17 protein-coding genes are annotated in these 21,184 nt (G+C 52.7%); 7 read left to right on the top strand and 10 right to left on the bottom strand.

Annotation, left to right across the window (positions count from 1 at the left end; genetic code table 11):
- Positions 1-33 precede the first annotated feature (33 nt).
- The 3 genes from ACTG3Z_RS02135 (at position 34) to ACTG3Z_RS02125 (ending at position 4,690) form a co-directional block, all read left to right on the top strand.
- Positions 34-1,206 carry an amidohydrolase family protein gene (locus tag ACTG3Z_RS02135; protein WP_439140996.1) on the top strand — a complete coding sequence of 391 codons (1,173 nt, stop codon included), beginning with the start codon at positions 34-36 and terminating at the stop codon, positions 1,204-1,206.
- Between the two features lie 73 nt (positions 1,207-1,279).
- Positions 1,280-2,647, top strand: coding sequence for an MATE family efflux transporter (locus tag ACTG3Z_RS02130; protein WP_439140995.1), 1,368 nt, complete (start codon positions 1,280-1,282; stop codon positions 2,645-2,647).
- A 108-nt stretch (positions 2,648-2,755) separates the two neighbouring features.
- Positions 2,756-4,690 carry a S8 family serine peptidase gene (locus ACTG3Z_RS02125; RefSeq protein ID WP_439140994.1) on the top strand — a complete coding sequence of 645 codons (1,935 nt, stop codon included), beginning with the start codon at positions 2,756-2,758 and terminating at the stop codon, positions 4,688-4,690.
- Positions 4,691-4,693: 3 nt separating this feature from the next.
- Here the strand turns inward: ACTG3Z_RS02125 and ACTG3Z_RS02120 are convergent, their stop codons facing one another.
- The gene (locus tag ACTG3Z_RS02120; RefSeq protein ID WP_439140993.1) at positions 4,694-5,824 is read right to left on the bottom strand and encodes a phosphatase PAP2 family protein; all 1,131 of its coding nucleotides are present in this window, start codon (positions 5,822-5,824) and stop codon (positions 4,694-4,696) included.
- A gap of 164 nt (positions 5,825-5,988) precedes the next feature.
- On the opposite strand from ACTG3Z_RS02120, the gene ACTG3Z_RS02115 reads away from it, so the two are divergent.
- A complete protein-coding gene (locus ACTG3Z_RS02115) occupies positions 5,989-7,611 on the top strand; it encodes a hypothetical protein (protein ID WP_439140992.1) in 1,623 nt (540 codons plus the stop codon).
- Between the two features lies 1 nt (position 7,612).
- Here the strand turns inward: ACTG3Z_RS02115 and ACTG3Z_RS02110 are convergent, their stop codons facing one another.
- Positions 7,613-8,140 (bottom strand): hypothetical protein, encoded by a 528-nt coding sequence (locus tag ACTG3Z_RS02110; protein ID WP_439140991.1) that lies wholly within the window; start codon positions 8,138-8,140, stop codon positions 7,613-7,615.
- On the bottom strand, positions 8,137-8,859 hold the full coding sequence (locus ACTG3Z_RS02105) for a 16S rRNA (uracil(1498)-N(3))-methyltransferase (protein WP_439140990.1): 723 nt from the start codon (positions 8,857-8,859) through the stop codon (positions 8,137-8,139). Before ACTG3Z_RS02105 ends, ACTG3Z_RS02110 begins: the two co-directional genes overlap by 4 nt.
- A gap of 11 nt (positions 8,860-8,870) precedes the next feature.
- Here ACTG3Z_RS02105 and ubiA point away from each other — a divergent pair, with 11 nt between their 5' ends.
- The 3 genes from ubiA to ACTG3Z_RS02090 are packed head-to-tail and all read left to right on the top strand — an operon-like array spanning position 8,871 to position 12,118.
- The gene (gene ubiA, locus ACTG3Z_RS02100; RefSeq protein WP_439140989.1) at positions 8,871-9,836 is read left to right on the top strand and encodes a 4-hydroxybenzoate octaprenyltransferase; all 966 of its coding nucleotides are present in this window, start codon (positions 8,871-8,873) and stop codon (positions 9,834-9,836) included.
- A gap of 58 nt (positions 9,837-9,894) precedes the next feature.
- Positions 9,895-11,805 (top strand): OmpA family protein, encoded by a 1,911-nt coding sequence (locus ACTG3Z_RS02095; RefSeq protein ID WP_439140988.1) that lies wholly within the window; start codon positions 9,895-9,897, stop codon positions 11,803-11,805.
- A complete protein-coding gene (locus ACTG3Z_RS02090) occupies positions 11,792-12,118 on the top strand; it encodes a hypothetical protein (RefSeq protein ID WP_375265559.1) in 327 nt (108 codons plus the stop codon). The genes ACTG3Z_RS02095 and ACTG3Z_RS02090 overlap by 14 nt, the downstream gene beginning before the upstream one ends.
- Before the next feature lie 2 nt (positions 12,119-12,120).
- Here the strand turns inward: ACTG3Z_RS02090 and ACTG3Z_RS02085 are convergent, their stop codons facing one another.
- The 7 genes from ACTG3Z_RS02085 to ACTG3Z_RS02055 form a co-directional block, all read right to left on the bottom strand.
- Positions 12,121-14,052 carry a hypothetical protein gene (locus tag ACTG3Z_RS02085; protein ID WP_439140987.1) on the bottom strand — a complete coding sequence of 644 codons (1,932 nt, stop codon included), beginning with the start codon at positions 14,050-14,052 and terminating at the stop codon, positions 12,121-12,123.
- An 80-nt stretch (positions 14,053-14,132) separates the two neighbouring features.
- On the bottom strand, positions 14,133-14,582 hold the full coding sequence (locus tag ACTG3Z_RS02080) for a molybdenum cofactor biosynthesis protein MoaE (RefSeq protein ID WP_439140986.1): 450 nt from the start codon (positions 14,580-14,582) through the stop codon (positions 14,133-14,135).
- Between the two features lie 3 nt (positions 14,583-14,585).
- On the bottom strand, positions 14,586-14,831 hold the full coding sequence (gene moaD / locus ACTG3Z_RS02075) for a molybdopterin converting factor subunit 1 (protein WP_439140985.1): 246 nt from the start codon (positions 14,829-14,831) through the stop codon (positions 14,586-14,588).
- Positions 14,831-15,496 (bottom strand): CDP-diacylglycerol--glycerol-3-phosphate 3-phosphatidyltransferase, encoded by a 666-nt coding sequence (pgsA, locus tag ACTG3Z_RS02070; protein ID WP_439140984.1) that lies wholly within the window; start codon positions 15,494-15,496, stop codon positions 14,831-14,833. Before pgsA ends, moaD begins: the two co-directional genes overlap by 1 nt.
- A gap of 65 nt (positions 15,497-15,561) precedes the next feature.
- Positions 15,562-17,754: a DEAD/DEAH box helicase gene (locus ACTG3Z_RS02065; RefSeq protein WP_439140983.1), complete on the bottom strand. Its 2,193-nt coding sequence runs from the start codon at positions 17,752-17,754 to the stop codon at positions 15,562-15,564.
- 183 nt (positions 17,755-17,937) lie between these two features.
- Complete coding sequence (gene uvrC, locus ACTG3Z_RS02060; protein ID WP_439140982.1) at positions 17,938-19,815, bottom strand: excinuclease ABC subunit UvrC; 1,878 nt, start codon at positions 19,813-19,815, stop codon at positions 17,938-17,940.
- Positions 19,816-20,151: 336 nt separating this feature from the next.
- Positions 20,152-21,105, bottom strand: a complete 954-nt coding sequence (locus tag ACTG3Z_RS02055) for a calcium/sodium antiporter (protein WP_439140981.1) — start codon at positions 21,103-21,105, stop codon at positions 20,152-20,154.
- Positions 21,106-21,184: the final 79 nt, after the last annotated feature.

Below are 21,184 nucleotides of genomic sequence, written 5' to 3'. Positions count from 1 at the left end.
TTAGCGTTCAAATGAATTTGAAAGGAACGCCTGATGTCTGAAGCGCCACAAAAACTCGTCATTCGCAACATTGGCCTGATGCTGTCAGGCAAGATGGAAAACCCGATCTTTGAGGCCGATTGCATCATCGCGCTGGACGGCAAAATCGCCGAATGGGGTCGCGAGAAGGACATGGATATCAGCGGCGCTGATACTGAGATTGATGCGATGGGCGTTACCCTTGCCCCGGGATTGATCGACAGTCACATCCACCCCGTCGTTGGGGATTATACGCCGCGCCAACAGCAGCTTCATTGGATCGACAGCACGCTACATGGAGGCGTCACAACGCTCATATCTGCGGGAGAAGTTCACATGCCCGGCCGTCCAAAAGACGTTGTCGGTCTGAAAGCAATGGCGATCGCAGCACAGCGTTGGTACGAAAATTTCCGTCCCTCAGGAATGAAGGTCCACGCTGGCGCACCTGTGATCGAGCATGGGATGGTCGAAGAAGACTTCAAAGACCTCGCCGCAGCTGGTGTGACTTTGCTGGGTGAAGTCGGCCTTGGGACGGTTAAAGATGGTAAAACAGCTCAGCAAATGGTCGGCTGGGCGCGTAAATACGGTATCCAAAGCACGATCCACACAGGCGGCCCGTCAATTCCAGGATCAGGTTTGATCGATGCGGATATGGTAATGGAAACGGGTACAGATGTCATCGGGCACATCAACGGCGGACACTCTGCACTGCCTGATGATCAGATTATCTGCCTATGCGAAAGCTGCAAGGCCGCGTTCGAGATTGTGCACAATGGAAATGAACGCGCGGCGGTGTTGACCGTTAACACCGCACGCGAACTTGGCAAACTTGATCAAGTGATCCTTGGCACCGATGGGCCTGCGGGTTCTGGCGTCCAACCACTTGGAATTTTGCGCATGATTTCAATGCTCTCCGCCTTTGGAAATGTCCCTGCAGAGATTGCGTTCTGCTTTGGGAACGGCAATACATCGCGTCAACGCAAACTCGATACTGGCCTGATCGAAAAAGGCAAATGCGCTGACTTTGTTTTGATGGATCAAGCACAGCATGCACCTGGTAAAAATATCTTGGAAAGCGTGCAACTGGGCAATCTTCCGGGCGTTGGCATGACAGTGATTGACGGCGTTGTAAGATCAGAGCGCAGCCGCAATACGCCACCTGCAAATAGATTGCCGCAGATTGTTTAAGCAATGTATTTCGCGCGGCATTGCTGTTAGTGCGAGGGATAGACTACCCACCTTGCTATAGAAAGTTGAGCTGATGGCTGGCGCGCGCGATTACGACCTAACGACCGGCTCCATCGGGAGCCATTTTCGCAAGCTTGCAATCCCGGCGGCGCTGGGGATGCTATTCACAACGCTTTATAACGTTGTTGATGTCTATTTTGCAGGACAACTTGGCACCCAAGAGCAAGCGGGTCTTGCCATAGGCTTTCAAGCGTTTTTTGTTCTGGTTGCTGTCGCTTTTGGTCTTTCCTCTGCGATGTCTGCCCTTGTTGGCAATGCGCGTGGCGCAAAAGACAATCGCGCAGCGCGGCGCTTGGCTGTGCAAGGTCTGGCTTTTGCGACCTTGGCCACAATCGTTCTAATGATTTTTGCGATCTGGTTTGGACCGCGCGCTATCATCTTGATTTCTGAGCCCGGCGCATATCGCGATGCTGCAACGGGTTATTTCTACTGGCTGGTCGCAGCGCTGCCTGGGTTCATCCTCGCTTTCTCAGCCAATGGTATTTTGCAAGCTCATGGCGATAGCGTGACGTTGCAACGCGGTCAGATGGTGGCATTCTTCGCTAATATCGTGCTCAACCCCCTGTTTATTTATGGCATTCCAGGCGTCATTGGCGGAATGGGGTTCAATGGCATCGCGCTCGCTACCATTTTAAGCCAAACCGGTGTGATGATCTGGATCCTATGGACCGTCTCCCGCCTAGAAATCATGAAAGGCGTAGAGCCACGTCACGTGCGTTTGGAAAGCGCAACAGTAAAAGAAATCCTTGCCCAAATGTTGCCTACAACGACCGCAATGTTGGTGATGTTTGTCTCAGGTTTTGTTGTGCAATACGCGCTCAAAGGGTTCGGAGAAGAGGCAATCGCGGCCTACGGGATTGCACTGCGCATTGAGCAAATCTTGCTGTTACCTATCCTTGGCATGACGGGCGCATTACTGCCTATCGCTGCGCAAAACTACGGCGCGAACGATCATGCACGCGTGCGCGAAGCGCTCTGGTTTTGTTGGAAGCTTGGTTTTTTGATGACAGCGCTTGCCGCCCCGATCCTTTGGTTCGGCGGTGGTTTGGCCATGCGGATCTTTACCGATGACACAGAAGTTATTCCAATCGGACAAAGCTATTTGCGCGTCGATGGGTTTTTGTTTCCGCTCTACATGATGCTCTTTGCGATTAATTCGCTTTTGCAAGCGCTGAAAAAACCCGTCTACACCCTTTGGATTAGCCTCTATCGCCAAGGGTTTGGCATAGCGTTCTTTGTTTGGCTTTTGATCGGCGTTTTCGGAATGGAGGTTTGGGGCGTTTGGCTTGCCATTGGCGCGTCTGTCAGCACTGGATGGGCGATTGCGCTCTGGCTCACCATTCGCATCTCTAACGAGAAAATCGGCGGGCTACGCGGCTAAACCAGCCTATTAGTTTTGCGTGAATTTCTTGTGTGTACTGACGTGTTTTGTTGACCCCCAATAGTTTGCAGTGCGAGCTTAGACGCAAGCAAAAGCGAGGGCGGCAAGATGAATTCGAAGAAAACACGCGGCTGGAACAGCTACCTCGACTGGGCTGCGTTGCGCGCTGGCGCATATGGTGCAACGCCGCCTGAACTTTGGGAGCCTGTCTTTGTACGCAGCAAAGATGCGCAGATCAGCACCGCCGACTTCTTTGCAACGGTGGATACTGAAGCCGATTATTCCTATGATCCATTCGAGCAAACCTACAACGATGAATACCGCGTTGCGGGAACCCCGATCGAAGCCTTTTTGTTGCGTAGGCACAAGAAGACCAGATCGAACAACGCATTCGAAGCGAGCATGACAGTCCTTCACGTTGGAGCCCTCAGCCCACGCAGCGACATCGTGCGACCGGCGATAAATCCGCCAACGCAAAGCATCCCAGCTGCGACCGCAATTGGGATCATAGATGACGGCATCGCTTACTTGCACCCACGTTTCCAAAATGGTCTTGGCCAGACGCGCTTTGCCGCTGCGATGTTACAAACCTTGCCCGCACTCACAAACGGCGGGCTTGAGTTAAACGAGGCGGACATCAATGCCGATCTCGCACAACTCAACAATGCGAGCGAAGAAGAAATTTACAATGCAAGATGCACTGATCTGTATGATCCACTAACCCGTCACAGTATGCGCCAATCCGCAACGCATGGCACGTTCATGCTGGACCTTGCAGCTGGTGCAGACCCCCTCGCCAGCGACGACGCGGCAATGCGCGCCGTGCCTTTGTTGATGGTGCAACTGCCACCAGAAGCATTTGACGATACTTCTGGCGTACGCATGCAAACCCACATTCTTCAAGGCCTGCGCTGGATGATCCACCGCACGTTTGCGACCAATCTATCAGATGAATTGGTGCTAAACATCAGTCTCGGAATTACGGCTGGCGCTAAGAATGGAAAATCGTTCCTGTCACAACTGATCAAACGTGAAATCGAACGCGTGGCGCAACATTATGGTGGTCGCAAAACGTTGGAAATCGTGTTTGCCTACGGCAATGCTTATGACGAAGGCCTTATCGCACGTGCACCCTTGGCTCCCGCGGCAACGAGGTCCGTTTCGCTTGCGCTGCAACCCGATGATCACACAGCTAGCTTTGTTGAACTGCGCCTGACAGATCAAAGCGCAGAAACGAAACCCAAGCGGATTGAGGTCACGCTCACCTCACCAGACGGAACGTCAAAGACGCGTACATTGCGCAAGGGACGCCATGCCACGTTCTTTGGAACAAAAGAAAACCCGGTCGCACGCCTATATCACACACCCGCGTGTGAGATTTTGAATGGCGAGAAAGACCCCGCCTTTCTTACCCTCGCGTTTGCACCAACAACATCGGAAAAACCGGACGAAACGCTTGCGCAAAGCGGACTGTGGACGATTTCTATTCGTAACACCTCGAGCACAGCGATGGATCTCAGCATGCAGGTGCAGCGCGACGATAGTCCCTTTGGGCGAAACACAGGTGCGCGCCAAGCATATTTCGATGATGCTGATGCGCGTGCGTGGAATGAAAATTTACGTGACTATTCAGGGATTGCGCCGACCAGCGCGCTTACGAATGAGGGCAGCAATTCCGCGTTTTCAACGGTCTCACATGACAACGTACATACCGTCGGCGCTGCTATTGTCCGCCACCATGAGGTCGCCCCCGCCAATTACACTGCGCAAGGGGCAAACTGGTCAGGCGGTGCCCCAGACGCAAGCGCCATCGCAGAAACGGGGCGCACAACAGCGGGCGTTTTGGCCGCTGGAACGTTTGCCAACGGAACCGCGCGATTAAGCGGGACCAGCGCTGCTGCGGCAACCTACACGCGCCATCTGGTCCAACCTGTCGACACGACGCAAATCTCCGAAAACTTTGATCGTTTAGGGACAATATGCGTGTTGGAAAACCCATCCATCAAAGATCAAAGACGAGGCTCCCCGCCTTTGACCGTGTGAAGCTTAGGCTTTCGTTGTCATTTCGCCAACGGCGGCACCCCAGACCGCTTTGAGCAACTCATCCCGCGCAGCAGGCGCTTGAACAAAATCGACCTCTGTTCGCGTGCCTGATGTTAGCAATGCAGCGAGGGACCCTTGCGTCAGCTCGGGATTTTCACTCGTGGCTGGCGCAGCCATTTGATAACTGTACGTTCCGCTCGCACCGCTCAAGTAATTCACCAAAGCCTCACCCAGCGAAATGCCGAGCAGCGATCCTGCCATGCCATCATGGGGATAGTGCACACCTGCCACAACGCGATTGTCTGCAATCCGCATGGCGATGCGCAACAAAAGATTGCCAAGCTTTTCATCGCTATTGCTCACCGCATGCATAGAAAACAAAGCAGCGTCATCCGTTTGGCGATACAGCAAGCCTGTCAAAACTGTCGCAATTGCGAAGGCTTCCGTAGCGTGGCCAGAGGGCCAGCTACCGTGTGTAGGTGTTTCAATTATCGGCATCACCCGCGTAGACAACTGTGATGGACGTGCGACATTAAAATGGAATTTCAACGGAAATTCAATGTAGCCGCATAAGCGCAGAACGGCACTCAGCGTTTCGAAGATCCAATCAGACCGTGTCTCATCCAGCTGCAAAGCGGAGGTGAAAAATGAAATAATATCATCAAGCTGAATATCGATTTCGCCCATGCGGTCGCTTCGCAAATCTGCATACGAGCGCATATGCATCAACTGACGTTCAAAAAAGGCCCCGTCAGGTGAAGTCATCGACATAAGCGGCGTCGCGGCTCCCGCTGTCTGGGTGAGTTCAGTCAAAAATACTTGCGCACCGGCGGGTTGAAAGCGCGAAAACAAGCGCTCATCCAGAACAAACTCTCTTGGCGTTGGCGAGAGCGATTTCAATTTTTTAAATTCGCTCGGCGCAGTGGTAGTGTTTAACGAAAGATCTGCCGAGCCATCCCAAAATGGCAAAACACCTTCGCGCGTCGTTAAAAGGGCGTCCGCCAAACCTATATCGTCAACGACGAAATCACCGCGACCCGCACGTCCGGCGCGACCTGCTCTTCCTGCGCGTCCAGCCCGCCCTGCTCGACCCGCGCGCCCTGCTCTGCCGGCACGACCTGCTAAATGAGCCATAGAAATCTCCCCTATCTAAATGAACTGAAAGTTATTGGTTGGATCGCTGCTATCGCTGTCAACTAATCTGAGTTATTTTTTATATTTTTATACAACTTTTAACGCAGGCTTTGCGTACGCGTACAATTTGCGTATCATATTGACATATTAAGAAAGCTACGTTCATGACAAACAAATATAGCGTGACTTTTTATGGCACATTTGCGGTGCATGACCCTGAAGGCAGAGATGTTACGCCCAAAGGTAGCAAGGCCAAAGGCGCGCTGGCGATGATTTGCGCAACGACAGAAATGCGCCGTGGGCGTCGTTGGCTTGAGGCAAAACTTTGGTCCAACCGATCCGCGGGACAAGCAAGCGGAAGTATGCGGCAAACGCTAAGCGAAATAAGAGGTGCGTTCTCTTCACACGAGGGGGTTTTCGACGCCAATCGGCTTGACGTTTGGATAGACCCAGAGCGGATTGAGACCGATTTAGACGCGACCACCCAAGATTTGCCTAAAGATCGCGAGCTCCTTGAAGGCCTAGAAATTCGTGATCCTGCGTTTAAACAATGGCTAAATGCGTTTCGGGCGCGTCACAATGGCTTTAACCCCGCACCTGATGGTGAGCTTGAAGCGCCCTCACTTGGTGATACGGGTCGGATTAGAATAAATGCAATTGTGACCGAGCAAGGGTCGGCAATTGAGCGTATCGCCGGCAACATTATTGCCGACCAAGTTGCCAAAAGCTTAGAAGAACGGCTGAGCACAGACCGCTTTGCCCTTTCCAATTCAAGTGCGCGATCGTTGGCACCGGCTGATCTGGAAATTCGATGTAATGTAGCAAAAGATGGTGGCCAAGGGATTGTATTTTTGCAGATTCACCACGGGCTTGATGGGCGCATTTTGTTCTCAGGCCACCGAAGCCTAAGCGACGGAATTTCAAGCGCGTTTTCAGAAAACGTAGTGCAAGGCTTGATACATTCAGCGGTATCTAAACTTAACCATCGGCTGCCGTTTGTTTTTGACTTGAAAAGACCAGAAATTGCTGCGGCTGGCTTCAACAGTCTCGGTCTTAAAAAGCTCGCTAGATTTGATACCGAGGGTTTGGCCGACGCTAAATCCTATTTCGAGCAAGCGCATAATGCTGATTCAAACGGCATTTATTTGGCATGGCGAGCTTTCGCTTTGATGGCTGAACTCATCGAGGGTGCTGACAGCGACCGTGAAGCGCAGCTAGAAGAAGTTCAACAACTTACTGCAAACACGTTACAAAAATCCGGGGACAATGCTTTTGCGCTTGCCTTAGTGTCGCTCACGCGGATCATGCTGGATGATGATTTGAACGCACCCGCGGAATTAGCTGAACGCGCGATCAAATCTAATGAAGACAACATTTTCGCGCGTCAAACGCTCGCCGTTGCGCATAGTGCCGTTGGGGATACCGAAAAGGCATATCTACTGTCCAAAGCATGCCAGCAATCCAATATTCAAGATGACTTCGCTCATCTTTGGGATCTGTATCACGCGTTGGTTTGCATTAGCTCTGGCCGATTTGACGAAGCGCGCATCGCGGCAACACGCGCCACAAATGCCGCGCCAAATTTCATCGCGCCACGACGTCAACTCATTGCCCTATGCGCAAATGCAGGTGACCTTGAAGGAGCGCGTACGCACCTTAACGTTATGCGATCCTTAGAACACGATTTTTCGCTAGATCGCTACTTGAACGACTTTGATTATCCGGTCCTGACACTCCGAAACGCCGGCCTTATAACGCCGCTCAAACGTGACGACTTTGGCGAATAGCCTAGTTCAGCGAATTGATCATGGCCTGCACGTCTTTGCGACGCCACACCACTTGGAGGCGCGGCGCACCTGATTGCTTGAGCCGCAGCAAATGCTCCGTCTTAAGGCCAGAAAGCCCTGTGAACGCATCAAAAAGCGCATCCGCGCCTTCTGCACTTACGGGAATTTGTAAAGTCGCGCCTTGGTCGGGCACCAAAAGCCAGTGGGCAGGTTTGGAGCGTCCATCAAGACTTAGCGCTGCAAGTTCCGATATCGCCACAGCACCGCCAGTCAAAGGACCATAGTAGCTCACTTGCCCTTCGATCACCTGCACAACGCCTTGGCCACCACCACGCCCGCGAAATCGCCCGCGCTGGATGCCTGTTAAGATCAAAAGCACCGCAAATGCGAGTAAAACCAGCGCAAGAATGCGCAGAATACCAAAAGCATTAAAGGCCCAAAGCCCCGCGAGCGCCGCTAGGGCAACGCCAAGCAACACTTCACGCCAATGCCAAAGAGCCGCTTGCGCTTCTGGCCGCACGAAACTCACGCCCAATCCCCCAAAGCTGCTTGCCAGATTGTCATTGCGGCGACCGCAGCTGTGTCTGCGCGTAAAATACGCGGGCCTAGGCTGACCACATGTGCCTGAGACATCGCGTGCAAACGGGTGCGCTCTTTCGGAGAGAATCCGCCCTCAGGTCCAATCAAAATCGCCCAAGGTCCGCGTGACGCAGACGCGAGCGAAGTCGCGGCCCCCAGCTCGGTCTCATCGCAAAACATCAGCTGACGGTCTTGCGGCCAATGATCAAGCATCGCACTTAACTTTTTAAGCTGCTGCACTTCGGGGACATACGTGCCACCGCATTGCTCTGCCGCTTCAACCGCGTGCGCTTGCAAGCGCTCCTGCTTGATACGTTCGGAATTAGTGAACTCCGTCTGGATAGGACAAATCTTTGCAGCACCCATTTCAGCCGCCTTTTCAACGATGAAATCTGTGCGGGTCTTTTTGATCGGCGCAAAACAAAGCCATAGATCCGGCGGCATTTGCAACGGTTTGGTTTGCTCTGTGCACTCCAACTTACCTTTGCGCTTGCCTGCAGCTACAATCTCGCCGCGCCATTCACCCTCAATTCCGTTGAACAGTGACACAGCATCGCCAACCGCCAAGCGCATCACACCAAAAAGATAATGCGCTTGCGGCTGGGACAGGGAAACGCGGTTCCCAAGGCCGAGCGGGTGGTCTACAAAAAGGCGAGTTTTAGCAGTCATGGACCCTACATATGCAAGGCGCATCGCAAGAACCAGAGGGCAGTTTCACAATTGCTGACGCAGTCACTGGAAATTGGGTGGACACAGCTGCGCCCAATTGGATGAAGCCATATTTGCGCCTGTCTCGGCTAGATCGCCCGATTGGGACGTGGCTCTTGTTACTACCATGCTGGTGGGCGCTTGCCCTCGCAATGCTGTGGAGCGATGAGGCCAGCTGGTTTGATGCTTGGATTTTCGCCGGATGCGCGATTGGTGCCACGCTCATGCGCGGAGCTGGTTGTACATGGAATGATATTACGGACCGCGATTTCGACGGTGCTGTTGAGCGTACGCGCAATCGTCCGATCCCATCTGGTCAAGTTAGCGTAAAGCAGGCCGTCATTTGGATGGTGATCCAAACAGGTGTTTCGCTTGGGATACTTTTGACGTTTAACTGGGCCGCAATTGCGCTTGGCGTGCTCTCGCTTCTGCCCGTTGTGATCTACCCTTTTGCAAAGCGCTTTACGTGGTGGCCGCAAGTGTTTCTTGGCCTGGCCTTTAACTGGGGTGCCCTGTTGACGTGGACTGCACACAGTGGCTCGCTTGGATGGCCCGCCGTTACGCTTTATGCAACGGGTATCGCTTGGACGCTGTTTTATGACACGATCTATGCCCATCAGGACACCGAAGATGACGCGCTGATCGGGATCAAAAGCACAGCGCGCTTGTTCGGAGATAGCACCCCGCGTTGGCTGCTGTATTTCCTTGTCGCAAGCGTCACACTCTTTTGCTTTGCTGTTGTTCAAAGCGCGAGCGAACGTTCGGTCTGGTCGCTCATTGTGGCTCTTTGTGCCCCTTGGGCATTTGGCTGGCACCTGAATTGGCAACTGCGCAAGTACAATCCAGAGGATCAAGCGGGATTGATTACGCTTTTCCGCTCTAATCGCGATGCGGGTCTTTTGCCTGTGCTGTTTTTCGCCATAGCATTATTGCTGTGATTGAAACCTGTGCCGACTGGGCGTATCACGCCAATAAGGTCGAATAGTCTGGATGCCAATGCGCTTGTCTTCTTACATCACTATGATCGCAACATTTATTGCCGCCGCTGCAATTTGCATCGTTGCTGCGGGTTTTGCTGTGACATTGATCGAGGATAACTCGAAAACTGCGGTACGCCGCGCCCTTGATAAAGAAAGCCTGACCTGGGCCGATGCAGATACCGATGGTCTGCAAGTGTTCTTGATCGGCACCGCTCCTAATGAGGCAGAGCGTTTCAAGGCCGTGAGTACTGCGGGAAGCATCGTCGATGCGGCAAGAGTGATTGATCAGACAGAGGTCGCTGATCGTAAAGCTTTCGCGCCCCCCCGCTTTTCCGTTGAAATCCTAAGAAACGATAGTGGGATTTCATTAATCGGACTTGTTCCAGAAACCGGCGCTAGCGTGGATATGCGCGAAGACGTGAACCGCTTGGCCCGCGACGGGAAAGTCAGTGATCTGCTCGAAAGTGCTGCATACCCTGCCCCACAAGGCTGGGCCGCCGCAATGGAACTTGGGATGGATGCTTTGCGTCTTTTACCGCGATCCAAAATATCTATTGATGCAGGCAACGTCTCCGTCACGGCGATGTCTGACAGTGAAGAAGAAAAACGCCGCTTTGAGCAAACTTTGCGCCGTGCGAAACCGTCCGGCGTCGAGCTTGCGATGAACATTTCGGCACCGCGCCCTGTGATTAGCCCCTTCACCCTACGTTTCCTGATTGACGAAAATGGTGCGCGATTTGATGCCTGTAGTGCCGATACGGAAGAGGCGCGCGCCCGAATTGACGCAGCTGCGCGCCGCGCTGGTATGACGACAGAACACGCGTGCCGGATCGGGCTTGGCGTTCCCTCTCGCCAATGGTCACCTGCGGTGGCACTCTCAATTGATAAGCTTGCAGAATTGGGCGGTGGATCCATTACCTTCGCAGATGCTGACATTTCGCTCATCGCGTTAGAGGGCACGGATCAAGCCTTGTTTGATCGTGTGGTTGGTGAGTTGGAAACAGGACTGCCTGAAGTGTTTGCCTTGAACTCTGTTTTGCCAGTTCCACAAGACGCAAGCCAAGGCCCACCCGAATTCACCGTGACCCTCAGCCCTGAAGGGCAAGTACAGATGCGTGGACGTGTGCTAACAGAATTGGCCCGCGAAACCGCCGATAGCTACGCCAAAGCTCGTTTCGGTTCGGCCAATGTTTATACTGCAGCGCGGCTTGATGAAAACCTACCACGCGATTGGTCTGTGCGCACGCTTGCCGCGATCGAGGCTCTTTCGCAACTGGAAAATGGAGCCGTCACGGTGACCCCCGAACGCGTGCGCGTCTTTGGTGACACAGGCATTCCAGCAGCGAAATCACAAATCACTCGCCTTTTGGTTGATAAGCTTGGCGATTCAGCGGATCTCGCGATTGATGTTACATATCAAAAGAAGCTTGATCCGGTGCTAGGACTACCCACCGCAGCGGAATGTGAAGAACAAATTACTGAAATTCAAACAACGCGTAAAATTGCGTTTGAACCGGGGTCCGGCAATCTTGATGCCTCTGCTGAAAAGATCCTCGATGATATTGCGGAAATATTAGTAAAATGCCCTGAAGACATGCGTATGGAAATCAGTGGTTATACAGATAGCCAAGGTCGCGAAACAATGAACCAGGAATTGAGCCAAGCGCGTGCTAATTCGGTTCTAAATGCGCTGCGAGAACGTCGCGTGCTCACATCGCGCTACACGGCCAAAGGCTATGGCGAAGAGAACCCGATTGGAGACAACGGCACGGAAGCGGGGCGTGAAGCCAATCGCCGCATCGAATTTAAAGTGATTTTGCCCAAGCCAACGGTAGAGACTACAACAACGCTTGAAGCTGCCGCAGAAAGCGCGCAAGACACAAGCGAGCAAACAGGCACTGAAGGAACAACCGATGAGCAGAACTGAGTTCATCATCGCAACGGCGATCATTCTATTCGTAGCCTTCTGTATGGGCTGGTTTGCAAACTGGCTGATCCACCGTTTTACGCGCGTGTCTCGCTCCGACGTAGGTGAGCTAGAGCGCATGGCGCAAGAGCTGCATGAAGCCGAAGAGACCCGCGATCAAGCGATCACATACTTGCAGCAGCGCGAGGCAGAGCTGACAAATCAAATGGCTCAGACCGAGGCAGAGCTTAACGCTGCCATGGAAGGCTTACGCGACGCACGCCACGAGGCGGAAGAGCTGCGCGCCTACATCGAGCGCGCGCAGCAAGGCTAGATCTAAAAGACCCCCATCTTTTTGAAGTGCTCCCATACGACAGGATCGCTCCAATAGTGGCTATGTCCTTTGGCGCGGATCTTGTGGTTTTGCGCCTCTGTTCCATGACCAGTCACATGGGTGCCGACAAAATCATCACCGCGATAAATGTTGTGCCACGCCTTGAGCGCACCGTTTGTTTCAAGCGTGAATTGATAGTTATCTTTGAAATAATGCCCGTAGATACGTGTCAAAGGCGAGCCCATCGTGATGAGGGTCGGCTCCACAGGCATATCTTCGGCAATTTCGGCCAGCCCCTTGGCTGCGATCACGGTCCCTTGTGAATGGGTTAAAAAGGTTATGCGCGAAATATCTGCGTCCCGTTCCTGCGCAATCATATGTGACACAACCGCGTGAAACCGCGCTTGGATTTCATCGGCAAAAACATAGACATGTTTTTCATCGTCCAGCATCGGATTATCGCGCTCGGAACGAGTCAAAGAGGTTGTCACATCCCGTGCAATGCCTACGCCGCTGGCGATAATGCTCGAGAAGTTGAACATGATGAACCCGATGGCCGTTATCACAAAGAAGGCAACGGTTTGCCATTGCTTCACCCTCGCATCGAAGGCATGCGCAGTTTGATAGATTGTTTGCAGCGTATTCGTTGGTATCCAATCTTTCGGATCATCGAAGACAAACTCCGCGAAGGCGACATAGGCTGAAAACGACAGTGCTGCGATGCCAATGATCAATGCAATATTAAGCAAAGGGTTCAGGATAACCCGCCCATATTTCTTATCAATGTCGGAATGTTCAGAGCCAGTTGCGCTCAGTTGGTCACGTAATTTACCGCGCCGCCACGCGACAAACATCCCGACCCCCACCAACATGACCAAGCAGAACACCCCATAAACAAGTGTTTGTGTCGCTTCTTTGAAACTCATGCTGATGATTTCTTTAGCAGGTGCAGTATCACCCAACGGAAGGCTTTCAACCGCTTGCACAAGCAAAGCCCAAATCGCCACCGTGAACGTCATCCACAGGATGAGCATCCCTGAGCAAACCGCCAAATAGATCGAGCGCTTGTCCCACAGGTCCTTGTTAAAACCACCCAAGGATGCGAGCGCCATCACATTCAAAACGAAAATAGCAATGAGCCAAGACCCTTGAAGCGCGAAAACCCCAAGGCCGGTGAAACATTTAAGATTGTTGACAGCCTCGAGTTTGCTTTCAGATGCTGACTGGTTTTGGCACAATTCCGACGCAAAATTCAAAAAGCCCAAAGGCACATTCGCCAGAAACAGGACCGCAAAAGCCATCATGATCGCGCCGCACACCGCAAGCCCGCGCATGATCATACGATCCAGATACGTCTTGGCTGAACCGGCCTGCCTATGGCCAAAGTAGGCAAAGAAAATGCCGATGGCTGCGAAAACAACGTAGGTGCCAACTGCATTCTCACTAAACTCAAACACAAATGGATCAATCAGCAGCGCGCTGGCACCGACCAACAGAAACAAATTCAGCGGCGCGATCACCGCATAGAACAGCCAAACGAACCACGGCAGCGCATATCTCACAAACGGGCTGGCGTTTGTGCCATTGTTCTGCACATTGTCTAAAGCAATGTAGCCCATCCCCAAAACAAGGCGCAAAAGATCAAGCGCGGTCGCGGCGAAACCTGAGGGCGCAGGCGAGATATCTGCCCAATGCACTTCGGCGAAGACCAATTCTTCGTCCTCATTGGGACCGTTCATGCGTCTTTGATGGCTCGGAAAGAGGTTCAATATATCCTCTTTCTGATCGGATTTTTTGGCAAGGTGGAGCGTGTTGTTCACGACAGGTCCATCGAGATCAAGTTGCTCACAGGCCGCGCCCACGACCTCATCAACGGTTTCACCGGGAACTTGCTCACCCAAGCCATGGCATAGAAAAACGACATGCTTTTTCATCAAAATCACCTCTATAAACTGCTTTAAATAGAGGTAGATTATCAACTATAGGCGGTATTGATAGGGAAAATGCAGCTAAACTAGGAGCGCGACCAGCGCTTCAAAGCGTCTTCATCATCCTGTTTGGATGCGACCCAATCGTCAGAAGTGAGCGTTTGTTCTTTCTTCCAAAACGGCGCACGGGACTTCAGGAAATCCATCAGGAAATCTGCTGCCTCAAACGCGTCTTTGCGATGTTTAGACGCTGTTGCAACCATCATAATGGGGTCTTCTGGCTGCATTCTTCCGTAACGATGAATGACCAATACATCCCCCAGATCCCAGCGCGCCATTGCATCCGAAGCGATCTGTTCCAACGCGCGTTCTGTCATGCCTGGATAGTGCTCGATGTCCATATGCTTCAAACCAGCACTCACATCACGCACGATGCCGGTAAAGCTAACGATGGCACCCATATTGGATTGCGCAGCAGTAAAGGAATTCAGCTCACTGCCACCATCAAAAGGGTCTTTTTGAACGATGATGCGCAAGGTTTAACCCCCTGTCATAGGTGGAAAAAACGCCACTTCCCCTGCACCTGTGATGGATGCATCAAAATCAGTCAGCTCTTGATCCACGGCAACGCGCAAGGCGCTCAAGTCTGAGAACGCAACCGCGTACCGTTCTTCGCGCAAGCGTAGTTCCTCGATCAAATCCAAAACAGTTGCGGCATTGGTTTCTAGCGTTTCTTTCGGCAGGCCAATGCGTTCACGAACCCATGCGAAATATAACACGTCCATTATGCATCATCCTTCAAGTGCGGCAAAGCTTTGCGGAAATAATCCCAACCGGTGATCAACGTCAAAGCTGCGGCAAGCCACAACAACCACAAGCCAACACGACCTGACCAGATCATACCTTGGTACTTCCACCCAAGGCCCAACACGTCATCTTCAGCACCACTTAAGATGGCTTCAAACATTTCCTGATCCATGCCCCATGCGGACATCGCCAGATAATGCTCAAACACGCCCTGACTGAAAAGCACCGCAATCGCCACCATTTGTGCGGTGGTTTTCCATTTCGCCAGTTTGGTCACTTTCAACGTGCCAGCGGTGTCACCCAAAAACTCCCGCAGACCAGACACAAAAACTTCTCGAAACAGGATCATGGTCGCAGGCAATACCAACCACGCTGACCAAGATGAGAAACCGATAATCACCATCAGCGCGATCACAACCATTGCCTTGTCAGCGATTGGGTCAAGCATCGCGCCCAGTTTGGTTTCCTGCTTCCAAGCGCGTGCAAGATATCCATCTACCCAATCCGTCAGCGCAGCCAACACAAATAGGCAAAGGGCAAACCAGTCAGCATAGGGGCGCGTGAAATAAAGGAACATCACAGCCACGCCGGGTGCGGCAAGCAACCTAAGAACAGTGAGCATATTGGGGATCGTCATATTCATCCCCAATATCTATGCGTCCTGAATCGGACCCGCAAGCCCGCTTAAAGCCTGCCTTAGGGTTTGGCTTAGGGTTTACGCGGCGCTTTGCGCATTGGCTTGGCGTCAGGACCTTTGCCCGCACGGGTTTTCACCTTGTAAGGCTTGCTTTCGCCACCTTTGGGTTTGCCAGCGGCCGCTTTCGCACGTGCCTTGCGATCCCCCATCGGCTTGGAAGGATCCATTGCCCCTTTTCGCGACTTAGGTTTTGGGGCAGCACTTGTTTTGTGCGCGACTGCACCTGTATCCACGGGGTTTGGTGCGCGCGCGGGCTTGGACGTATTTGGTGTCCCGGACTTCGCCGCATGTTTTGGTGGACGCGGATCATTCTTGCCAGGCTTGCCTGCTTTGTAAGGGGCCTTGCCCTTAGGTTTGTCAAACTTCGGCTTGTCCCCGTACCTTGGCTTTTCACCGCGTGGCTTGTCGCCATAGGACGGCTTATCGCCACGGGACTTTTCGTATTTCGGTTTATCGCCGCGTGGCTTATCATAGCGCGGCTTGTCTCCACGTGGCTTGTCTGAGCGCGGTCGATCCTCACGAGGCCCTTTATTGTAGGGTTTTGACGCGCCATCCGCTGGCGGACCATTGGGCGATGCATCAAAGTCAGGCTTGCCGGGCAACTCAGTCAAGCTCGCACCCTGCTCAAGGTTCAACCCTTCGCCAAGCTCTTTCTTCATGCGCTCAACCGCAGACGTCTGAACTTCAACAAATGTCTCTTGATACTGAACCCGGATGGCACCAATATCATCCTTGGAGATATTGCCGTTGCGACACAACATCGGCAGCAACCAACGTGGCTCTGCTTTATGTTTGCGACCCAAGGAAAGTGAGAACCAAGAACTCGGCCCGAAATCACGCGGTGCACGAGGCTCTCGCTTATCGCGCTTGTCGCGTGGTCCACTGTCTTTTACTTCGCCCAGCTGCTCCGGCGCAGAGTGTTTGGAGCGGTGCAACCTTAAAAACGCAGCTGCGATCTGCTCCGGTTTATACTGAGCAAGCAGTTTACCAGCGAAGCTTGTCTCATCCTCAGTCATCGCCTCGGACCAAGACGGATCATTCAGCATACGCTCTTCATCGCGCGCATTCACATCATCCGCAGAGGGTGCATTGCTCCATTCAGCCGTCAACTTGGCAAACTTCAACAAACGCTCCGCTTTGGATTTTTGCCGCCCCGGTACGATCAGGGCAGAGATACCTTTACGACCCGCACGGCCCGTACGGCCAGAACGGTGCAACAGAGTTTCACCATTTGACGGAAGGTCCGCATGGATCACCAATTCAAGGTTCGGCAAATCAATTCCGCGCGCGGCGACATCCGTCGCAACACATACACGTGCACGCCCGTCGCGCATCGCTTGCAACGCATGAGTACGCTCATTCTGGGACAGCTCGCCGGAAAGCGACACAACAGAAAAACCTCGGTTTGAGAAACGCGCCGTCAAACGCGCAACCATGGCGCGCGTATTGGCAAACACAATTGCATTCTGCGCCTCATAATAGCGAAGCGTATTGATGATCGCGTTTTCCGTATCAGACGGCGCAACCGTCATAGCGCGGTAAGTAATATCTGCGTGTTGTGGCCCTTCGCCAATCGTCTCGACGCGCTTGGTATCACTGCGCTGATACTTCTGCGCCAGTTTCGCAATGCCGCGCGGCACGGTTGCAGAGAACATCAAAGTGCGGCGGTCTTGTGGGGTCGCATCCAGAATATATTCCAAGTCCTCAGAGAAACCCATATCGAGCATCTCATCAGCCTCATCCAATACGACGGCACGCAACGCCGACAAATCTATCGCGCCGCGCATGATGTGATCGCGCAAACGACCGGGCGTCGCGACAACAATATGTGCGCCCTGCTCAAGGGAGCGGCGTTCCGTGCGTGAATCCATCCCACCAACAGTAGAGGCAACAACAACGCCCGCGGGCGCAAACAACCAGTCAAACTCACGTTTGACCTGCAACGCCAATTCACGGGTTGGCGCAATCACCAGCGCAAGCGGCGTCGCTGCACGCTCAAATCGGCCGTTCTCTTCCAAAATCGTAGGCGCAATCGCCAAACCAAAAGCAACTGTTTTACCTGAGCCCGTTTGCGCAGACACCAACAAATCTTGATCCACAAACTCCGGCTGGGACACCTCCACCTGAACCGGCGTCAGCGTTTCATAGCCTTTGGCCTTCAAAGCCTCATTCAATGTAGGGATTACGTTTTCAAAATCAGTCATTGCATACCTGCCGTTCGAACAAGCTTTGCGCATAGGCCTATTAAGGTCATATGTATACCCCCTAGACCAAAAATGCTGCACCGCAGCACCTTCATCTTTCCAATTAGACTCTGGGGTTTGGGGCAAAGCCCCATATCGCCGCCTTAGCGGCTCATAAAGTGCGCAGGTATGCGCGCAATTTGATTACCCGCGCTCATGGAAATAATCATAGATTACCTGAGCCAAAGCCGCTGAAATCCCATCTACCGCTTTCAAGTCCACCAGATTCGCACGGCCTACGGCCTTGGCTGATCCAAAATGCGCCAACAAAGCCCGCTTTCGACCTGCACCCACGCCCGGCACATCATCAAGCGGTGTCGCGCCAATCGCCTTGGAACGCTTCGCACGGTGGGTTCCAATGGCGAACCGGTGCACCTCGTCGCGCATGCGCTGAATGAAATACAAAACAGGATCGTTATGACGTAACGCAAATGGGCGCTGGCCGGTGCGGTAAAACTCTTCCTTGCCCGCATCGCGATCCACTCCTTTGGCCACACCGACCATTGGAATATCGCCAACACCATAGCTCTCCATGATTTCGCGCACCGCACTCACCTGCCCTGCACCACCATCGATCAGCAACAAATCCGGCCAATCGCCTTTCTCACGGTTTGGATCTTCTTTGATCAAACGCTTGAAACGACGCGTCATGACTTCCTTCATCATGCCAAAATCGTCACCGGGCGTAAGATCTTCACCCTTTATATTGAACTTGCGATAGGCATTTTTCACAAAACCCTCGGGTCCAGCGACAATCATGCCCCCCACTGCATGCGCACCTTGAATATGCGAGTTGTCGTAGACTTCGATGCGTTGTGGCACTTTCTCTAGCCCGAAGGCGTCCGCGACCCCTTTAAGCAGCTTACTTTGTGCCTGCGTTTCTGCCATTTTGCGTGCAAGGCTCTCACGCGCATTGCGCACAGCACCGTCCATAATTTCGGCCTTTTCGCCACGTTGCGGCACAATTAATTCAACTTTTTTCCCGAGCTTTTGCGCCAAAGCATCCATCATCAAGTCTTCATTTGCCAAAGCATGGCTCAGCAAAATTTGTCGTGGCGGATCTTTGGAATCGTAAAACTGCCCCATGAACGCTTCGAGCACTTCCGCCTCGTCAACGTCTGCCGCCAATCTCGGATAGTAATCCTTATTGCCCCAGTTCTGGTTTGCACGGATAAAGAAGACCTGCACACAAGCTTGCCCACCCTCCATGTGAAGCGCGATCACGTCGGCCTCAGAGACACCGCGCGGATTTATGCCTTGAGCGGTCTGAACCTGCGTAAGCGCTTTGATCCTATCGCGCAAAGCAGCGGCACGTTCGAACTCCATCTCCTCAGAAGCCAGCGCCATCTGTCCTGCTAGCTTCTCCTGAAGTTCCGTTGATTTTCCTGCTAAGAACCGCTCCGCGTCGCGTACCGTTTCTGCGTAGTCTTCTTCGCTTATTTTACCGACACAAGGCGCGGAGCACCGTTTTATCTGATGCTGCAAACAAGGACGTGTCCGCACCTCGAAGCTGGAATCACTGCAATCTCTCAGCTGAAACGCGCGCTGCAACTGGTTCAGCGTCCTATTCACCGCACCTGCAGATGCAAACGGCCCATAATACGCGCCCTTTGCTTTCTTTGCGCCGCGGTGCTTGGAAATCATTGGGTAGGCATGATCTTTGCTCACCAAAATGTTCGGAAAACTTTTATCGTCTCGCAGCAGTACGTTATATTTGGGCTTCAATTGCTTGATCAAGTTTTGCTCAAGCAAGAGCGCTTCTGTTTCTGTCTTTGTTGTCAGAAACATCATACTCGCAGTGTGCGAGATCATGGTAGCGATCCGACCTGAATGCCCCGTTGGGCGCGCATAGTTGGACACGCGTGCGCGCAAATTACGCGCTTTACCTACGTACAGCACACGGCTCTGCTCATCGAGCATGCGATAGACTCCCGGAGAGCTATCAAGTGTCTTAAGATAACCCTGAATAACTTCAGTGCCGCGCGGCTGAGTTTCGCTCAATTTTTCGGATATTTCGCTCATGGTTGGAAGATATGATTCTTCAAACTGCGCTGCAATGGTACAAGCGCATGATCAAGAGCAAAGACATCCACGATTCCTGTGGATAACTCTGCGGATAAATTACCTTGATCCCGAATTTTCCTTTGTATTTGGCTCACTTCGTTGAAGTGCCTATTTTTTAGGCACATACACAAGCAACTGAAAACAATCAATAAAATTTTCCCTAGATCGTAAATATCTGAAAACATTAAGATTTTACTAACGATGATCTCACACAGCTGTACACAGTGCAAAACTTCCGTCCAACTTGACCAAAGGGCAACTCGCTGAAGCTCCCCAGCCTCAACGTTTCAGGATTTAAAGCAGCACAATCGCGATGTAGCAGACATATGCAGCGCTCAACCCGATGCCCCATGCGCGGGTGATGTTCCAACCCCAGAAAACGAACGGGGTAAGCAAAACCGATGCCCCTATCATGACCCACAAATCAAATCGCAAAAACTCGGGCGCGACGGGAATGGGGCCGATCAAAGCTGCAACACCAATGATGGCCAACAAGTTGAACATGTTCGAGCCAATCACACTTCCAAGAACCACATCAGCCTGACGTCGTAGCGCCGCCATCGTCGTTGTTGCCAACTCAGGCAAGGATGTGCCCAGCGCCACCAACGTAAGGCCGATCACCGTCTCGCTCACACCGTATTCGCGTGCAATCAACGACGCATTGTCGACCAATAGATCCGCACCAAGTGGAAGACCAATCAAACCCAACAGCAAGAACACTACGATTTGCCACCACGGCATATTCGGGTCCGCACCTTCGACTTCTTCTTCTTCGACTGCGTTAGCCGCCGCATCCTTGCGGTGAAGATGCGCGTCGCGAAACGCGTCAAACAAAACGTAGCCGAGTGCCGCCAAAAGCACCAAAGCTTGCCACGTTCCAAAGCTGCCCGTGAACGCAAGCGCAATGAAAAGTACCGTTGCAAGCATCATCAAAACATAGGTCTTGCGCGTATTGCATTCAGAGGTGTGAAGTGTTGCAAGGATAGCAGGGAAGCCAAGAACCAACAATATATTGGCTGTGTTGGAACCAACGACATTGCCCATGGCAATATCAGGCTTGTTTTCCAAAACAGAGTTGATCGCGATCAAAAGTTCAGGTGCCGAGGTGCCAAAGGCAACGATGGTCAAGCTCACAATCAAGGCTGGAATGCCGACGCGCAGACTTAGGTTCACGGCCCCTTTTACAAGCGCGTCGCCCGCCAAAAGCAGTATCACCAAGCCCAATGCGCATAGGAGCCATGCCATCATGATCTACCCTTTTCTCTTTCCGCAGCCGCATGGGCCGCGTCCGATCTTAAAACGACCGCACTTAGCACACTTAGCGTTG

This window comes from Planktotalea sp., assembly GCF_965659345.1.
Lineage (GTDB): Bacteria > Pseudomonadota > Alphaproteobacteria > Rhodobacterales > Rhodobacteraceae > Planktotalea.
The sequence above is the reverse complement of the archived record's forward strand: the minus strand, read 5'-3'. Positions and strand labels throughout refer to the sequence as shown.

Excerpts from the sequence above, each read along its gene's own strand:
- ACTG3Z_RS02095 (WP_439140988.1), top strand. The coding sequence starts at position 9,895 with ATGCGCTTGTCTTCTTACATCACTATGATCGCAACATTTATTGCCGCC.
- ACTG3Z_RS02090 (WP_375265559.1), top strand. The coding sequence starts at position 11,792 with ATGAGCAGAACTGAGTTCATCATCGCAACGGCGATCATTCTATTCGTA.
- ACTG3Z_RS02065 (WP_439140983.1), bottom strand. The coding sequence starts at position 17,754 with ATGACTGATTTTGAAAACGTAATCCCTACATTGAATGAGGCTTTGAAG.
- ACTG3Z_RS02130 (WP_439140995.1), top strand. The coding sequence starts at position 1,280 with ATGGCTGGCGCGCGCGATTACGACCTAACGACCGGCTCCATCGGGAGC.
- ACTG3Z_RS02115 (WP_439140992.1), top strand. The coding sequence starts at position 5,989 with ATGACAAACAAATATAGCGTGACTTTTTATGGCACATTTGCGGTGCAT.
- pgsA (WP_439140984.1), bottom strand. The coding sequence starts at position 15,496 with ATGAATATGACGATCCCCAATATGCTCACTGTTCTTAGGTTGCTTGCC.
- ACTG3Z_RS02125 (WP_439140994.1), top strand. The coding sequence starts at position 2,756 with ATGAATTCGAAGAAAACACGCGGCTGGAACAGCTACCTCGACTGGGCT.
- ACTG3Z_RS02055 (WP_439140981.1), bottom strand. The coding sequence starts at position 21,105 with ATGATGGCATGGCTCCTATGCGCATTGGGCTTGGTGATACTGCTTTTG.
- uvrC (WP_439140982.1), bottom strand. The coding sequence starts at position 19,815 with ATGAGCGAAATATCCGAAAAATTGAGCGAAACTCAGCCGCGCGGCACT.
- ubiA (WP_439140989.1), top strand. The coding sequence starts at position 8,871 with ATGCAAGGCGCATCGCAAGAACCAGAGGGCAGTTTCACAATTGCTGAC.
- ACTG3Z_RS02085 (WP_439140987.1), bottom strand. The coding sequence starts at position 14,052 with ATGAAAAAGCATGTCGTTTTTCTATGCCATGGCTTGGGTGAGCAAGTT.
- ACTG3Z_RS02135 (WP_439140996.1), top strand. The coding sequence starts at position 34 with ATGTCTGAAGCGCCACAAAAACTCGTCATTCGCAACATTGGCCTGATG.
- ACTG3Z_RS02120 (WP_439140993.1), bottom strand. The coding sequence starts at position 5,824 with ATGGCTCATTTAGCAGGTCGTGCCGGCAGAGCAGGGCGCGCGGGTCGA.
- ACTG3Z_RS02105 (WP_439140990.1), bottom strand. The coding sequence starts at position 8,859 with ATGACTGCTAAAACTCGCCTTTTTGTAGACCACCCGCTCGGCCTTGGG.
- moaD (WP_439140985.1), bottom strand. The coding sequence starts at position 14,831 with ATGGACGTGTTATATTTCGCATGGGTTCGTGAACGCATTGGCCTGCCG.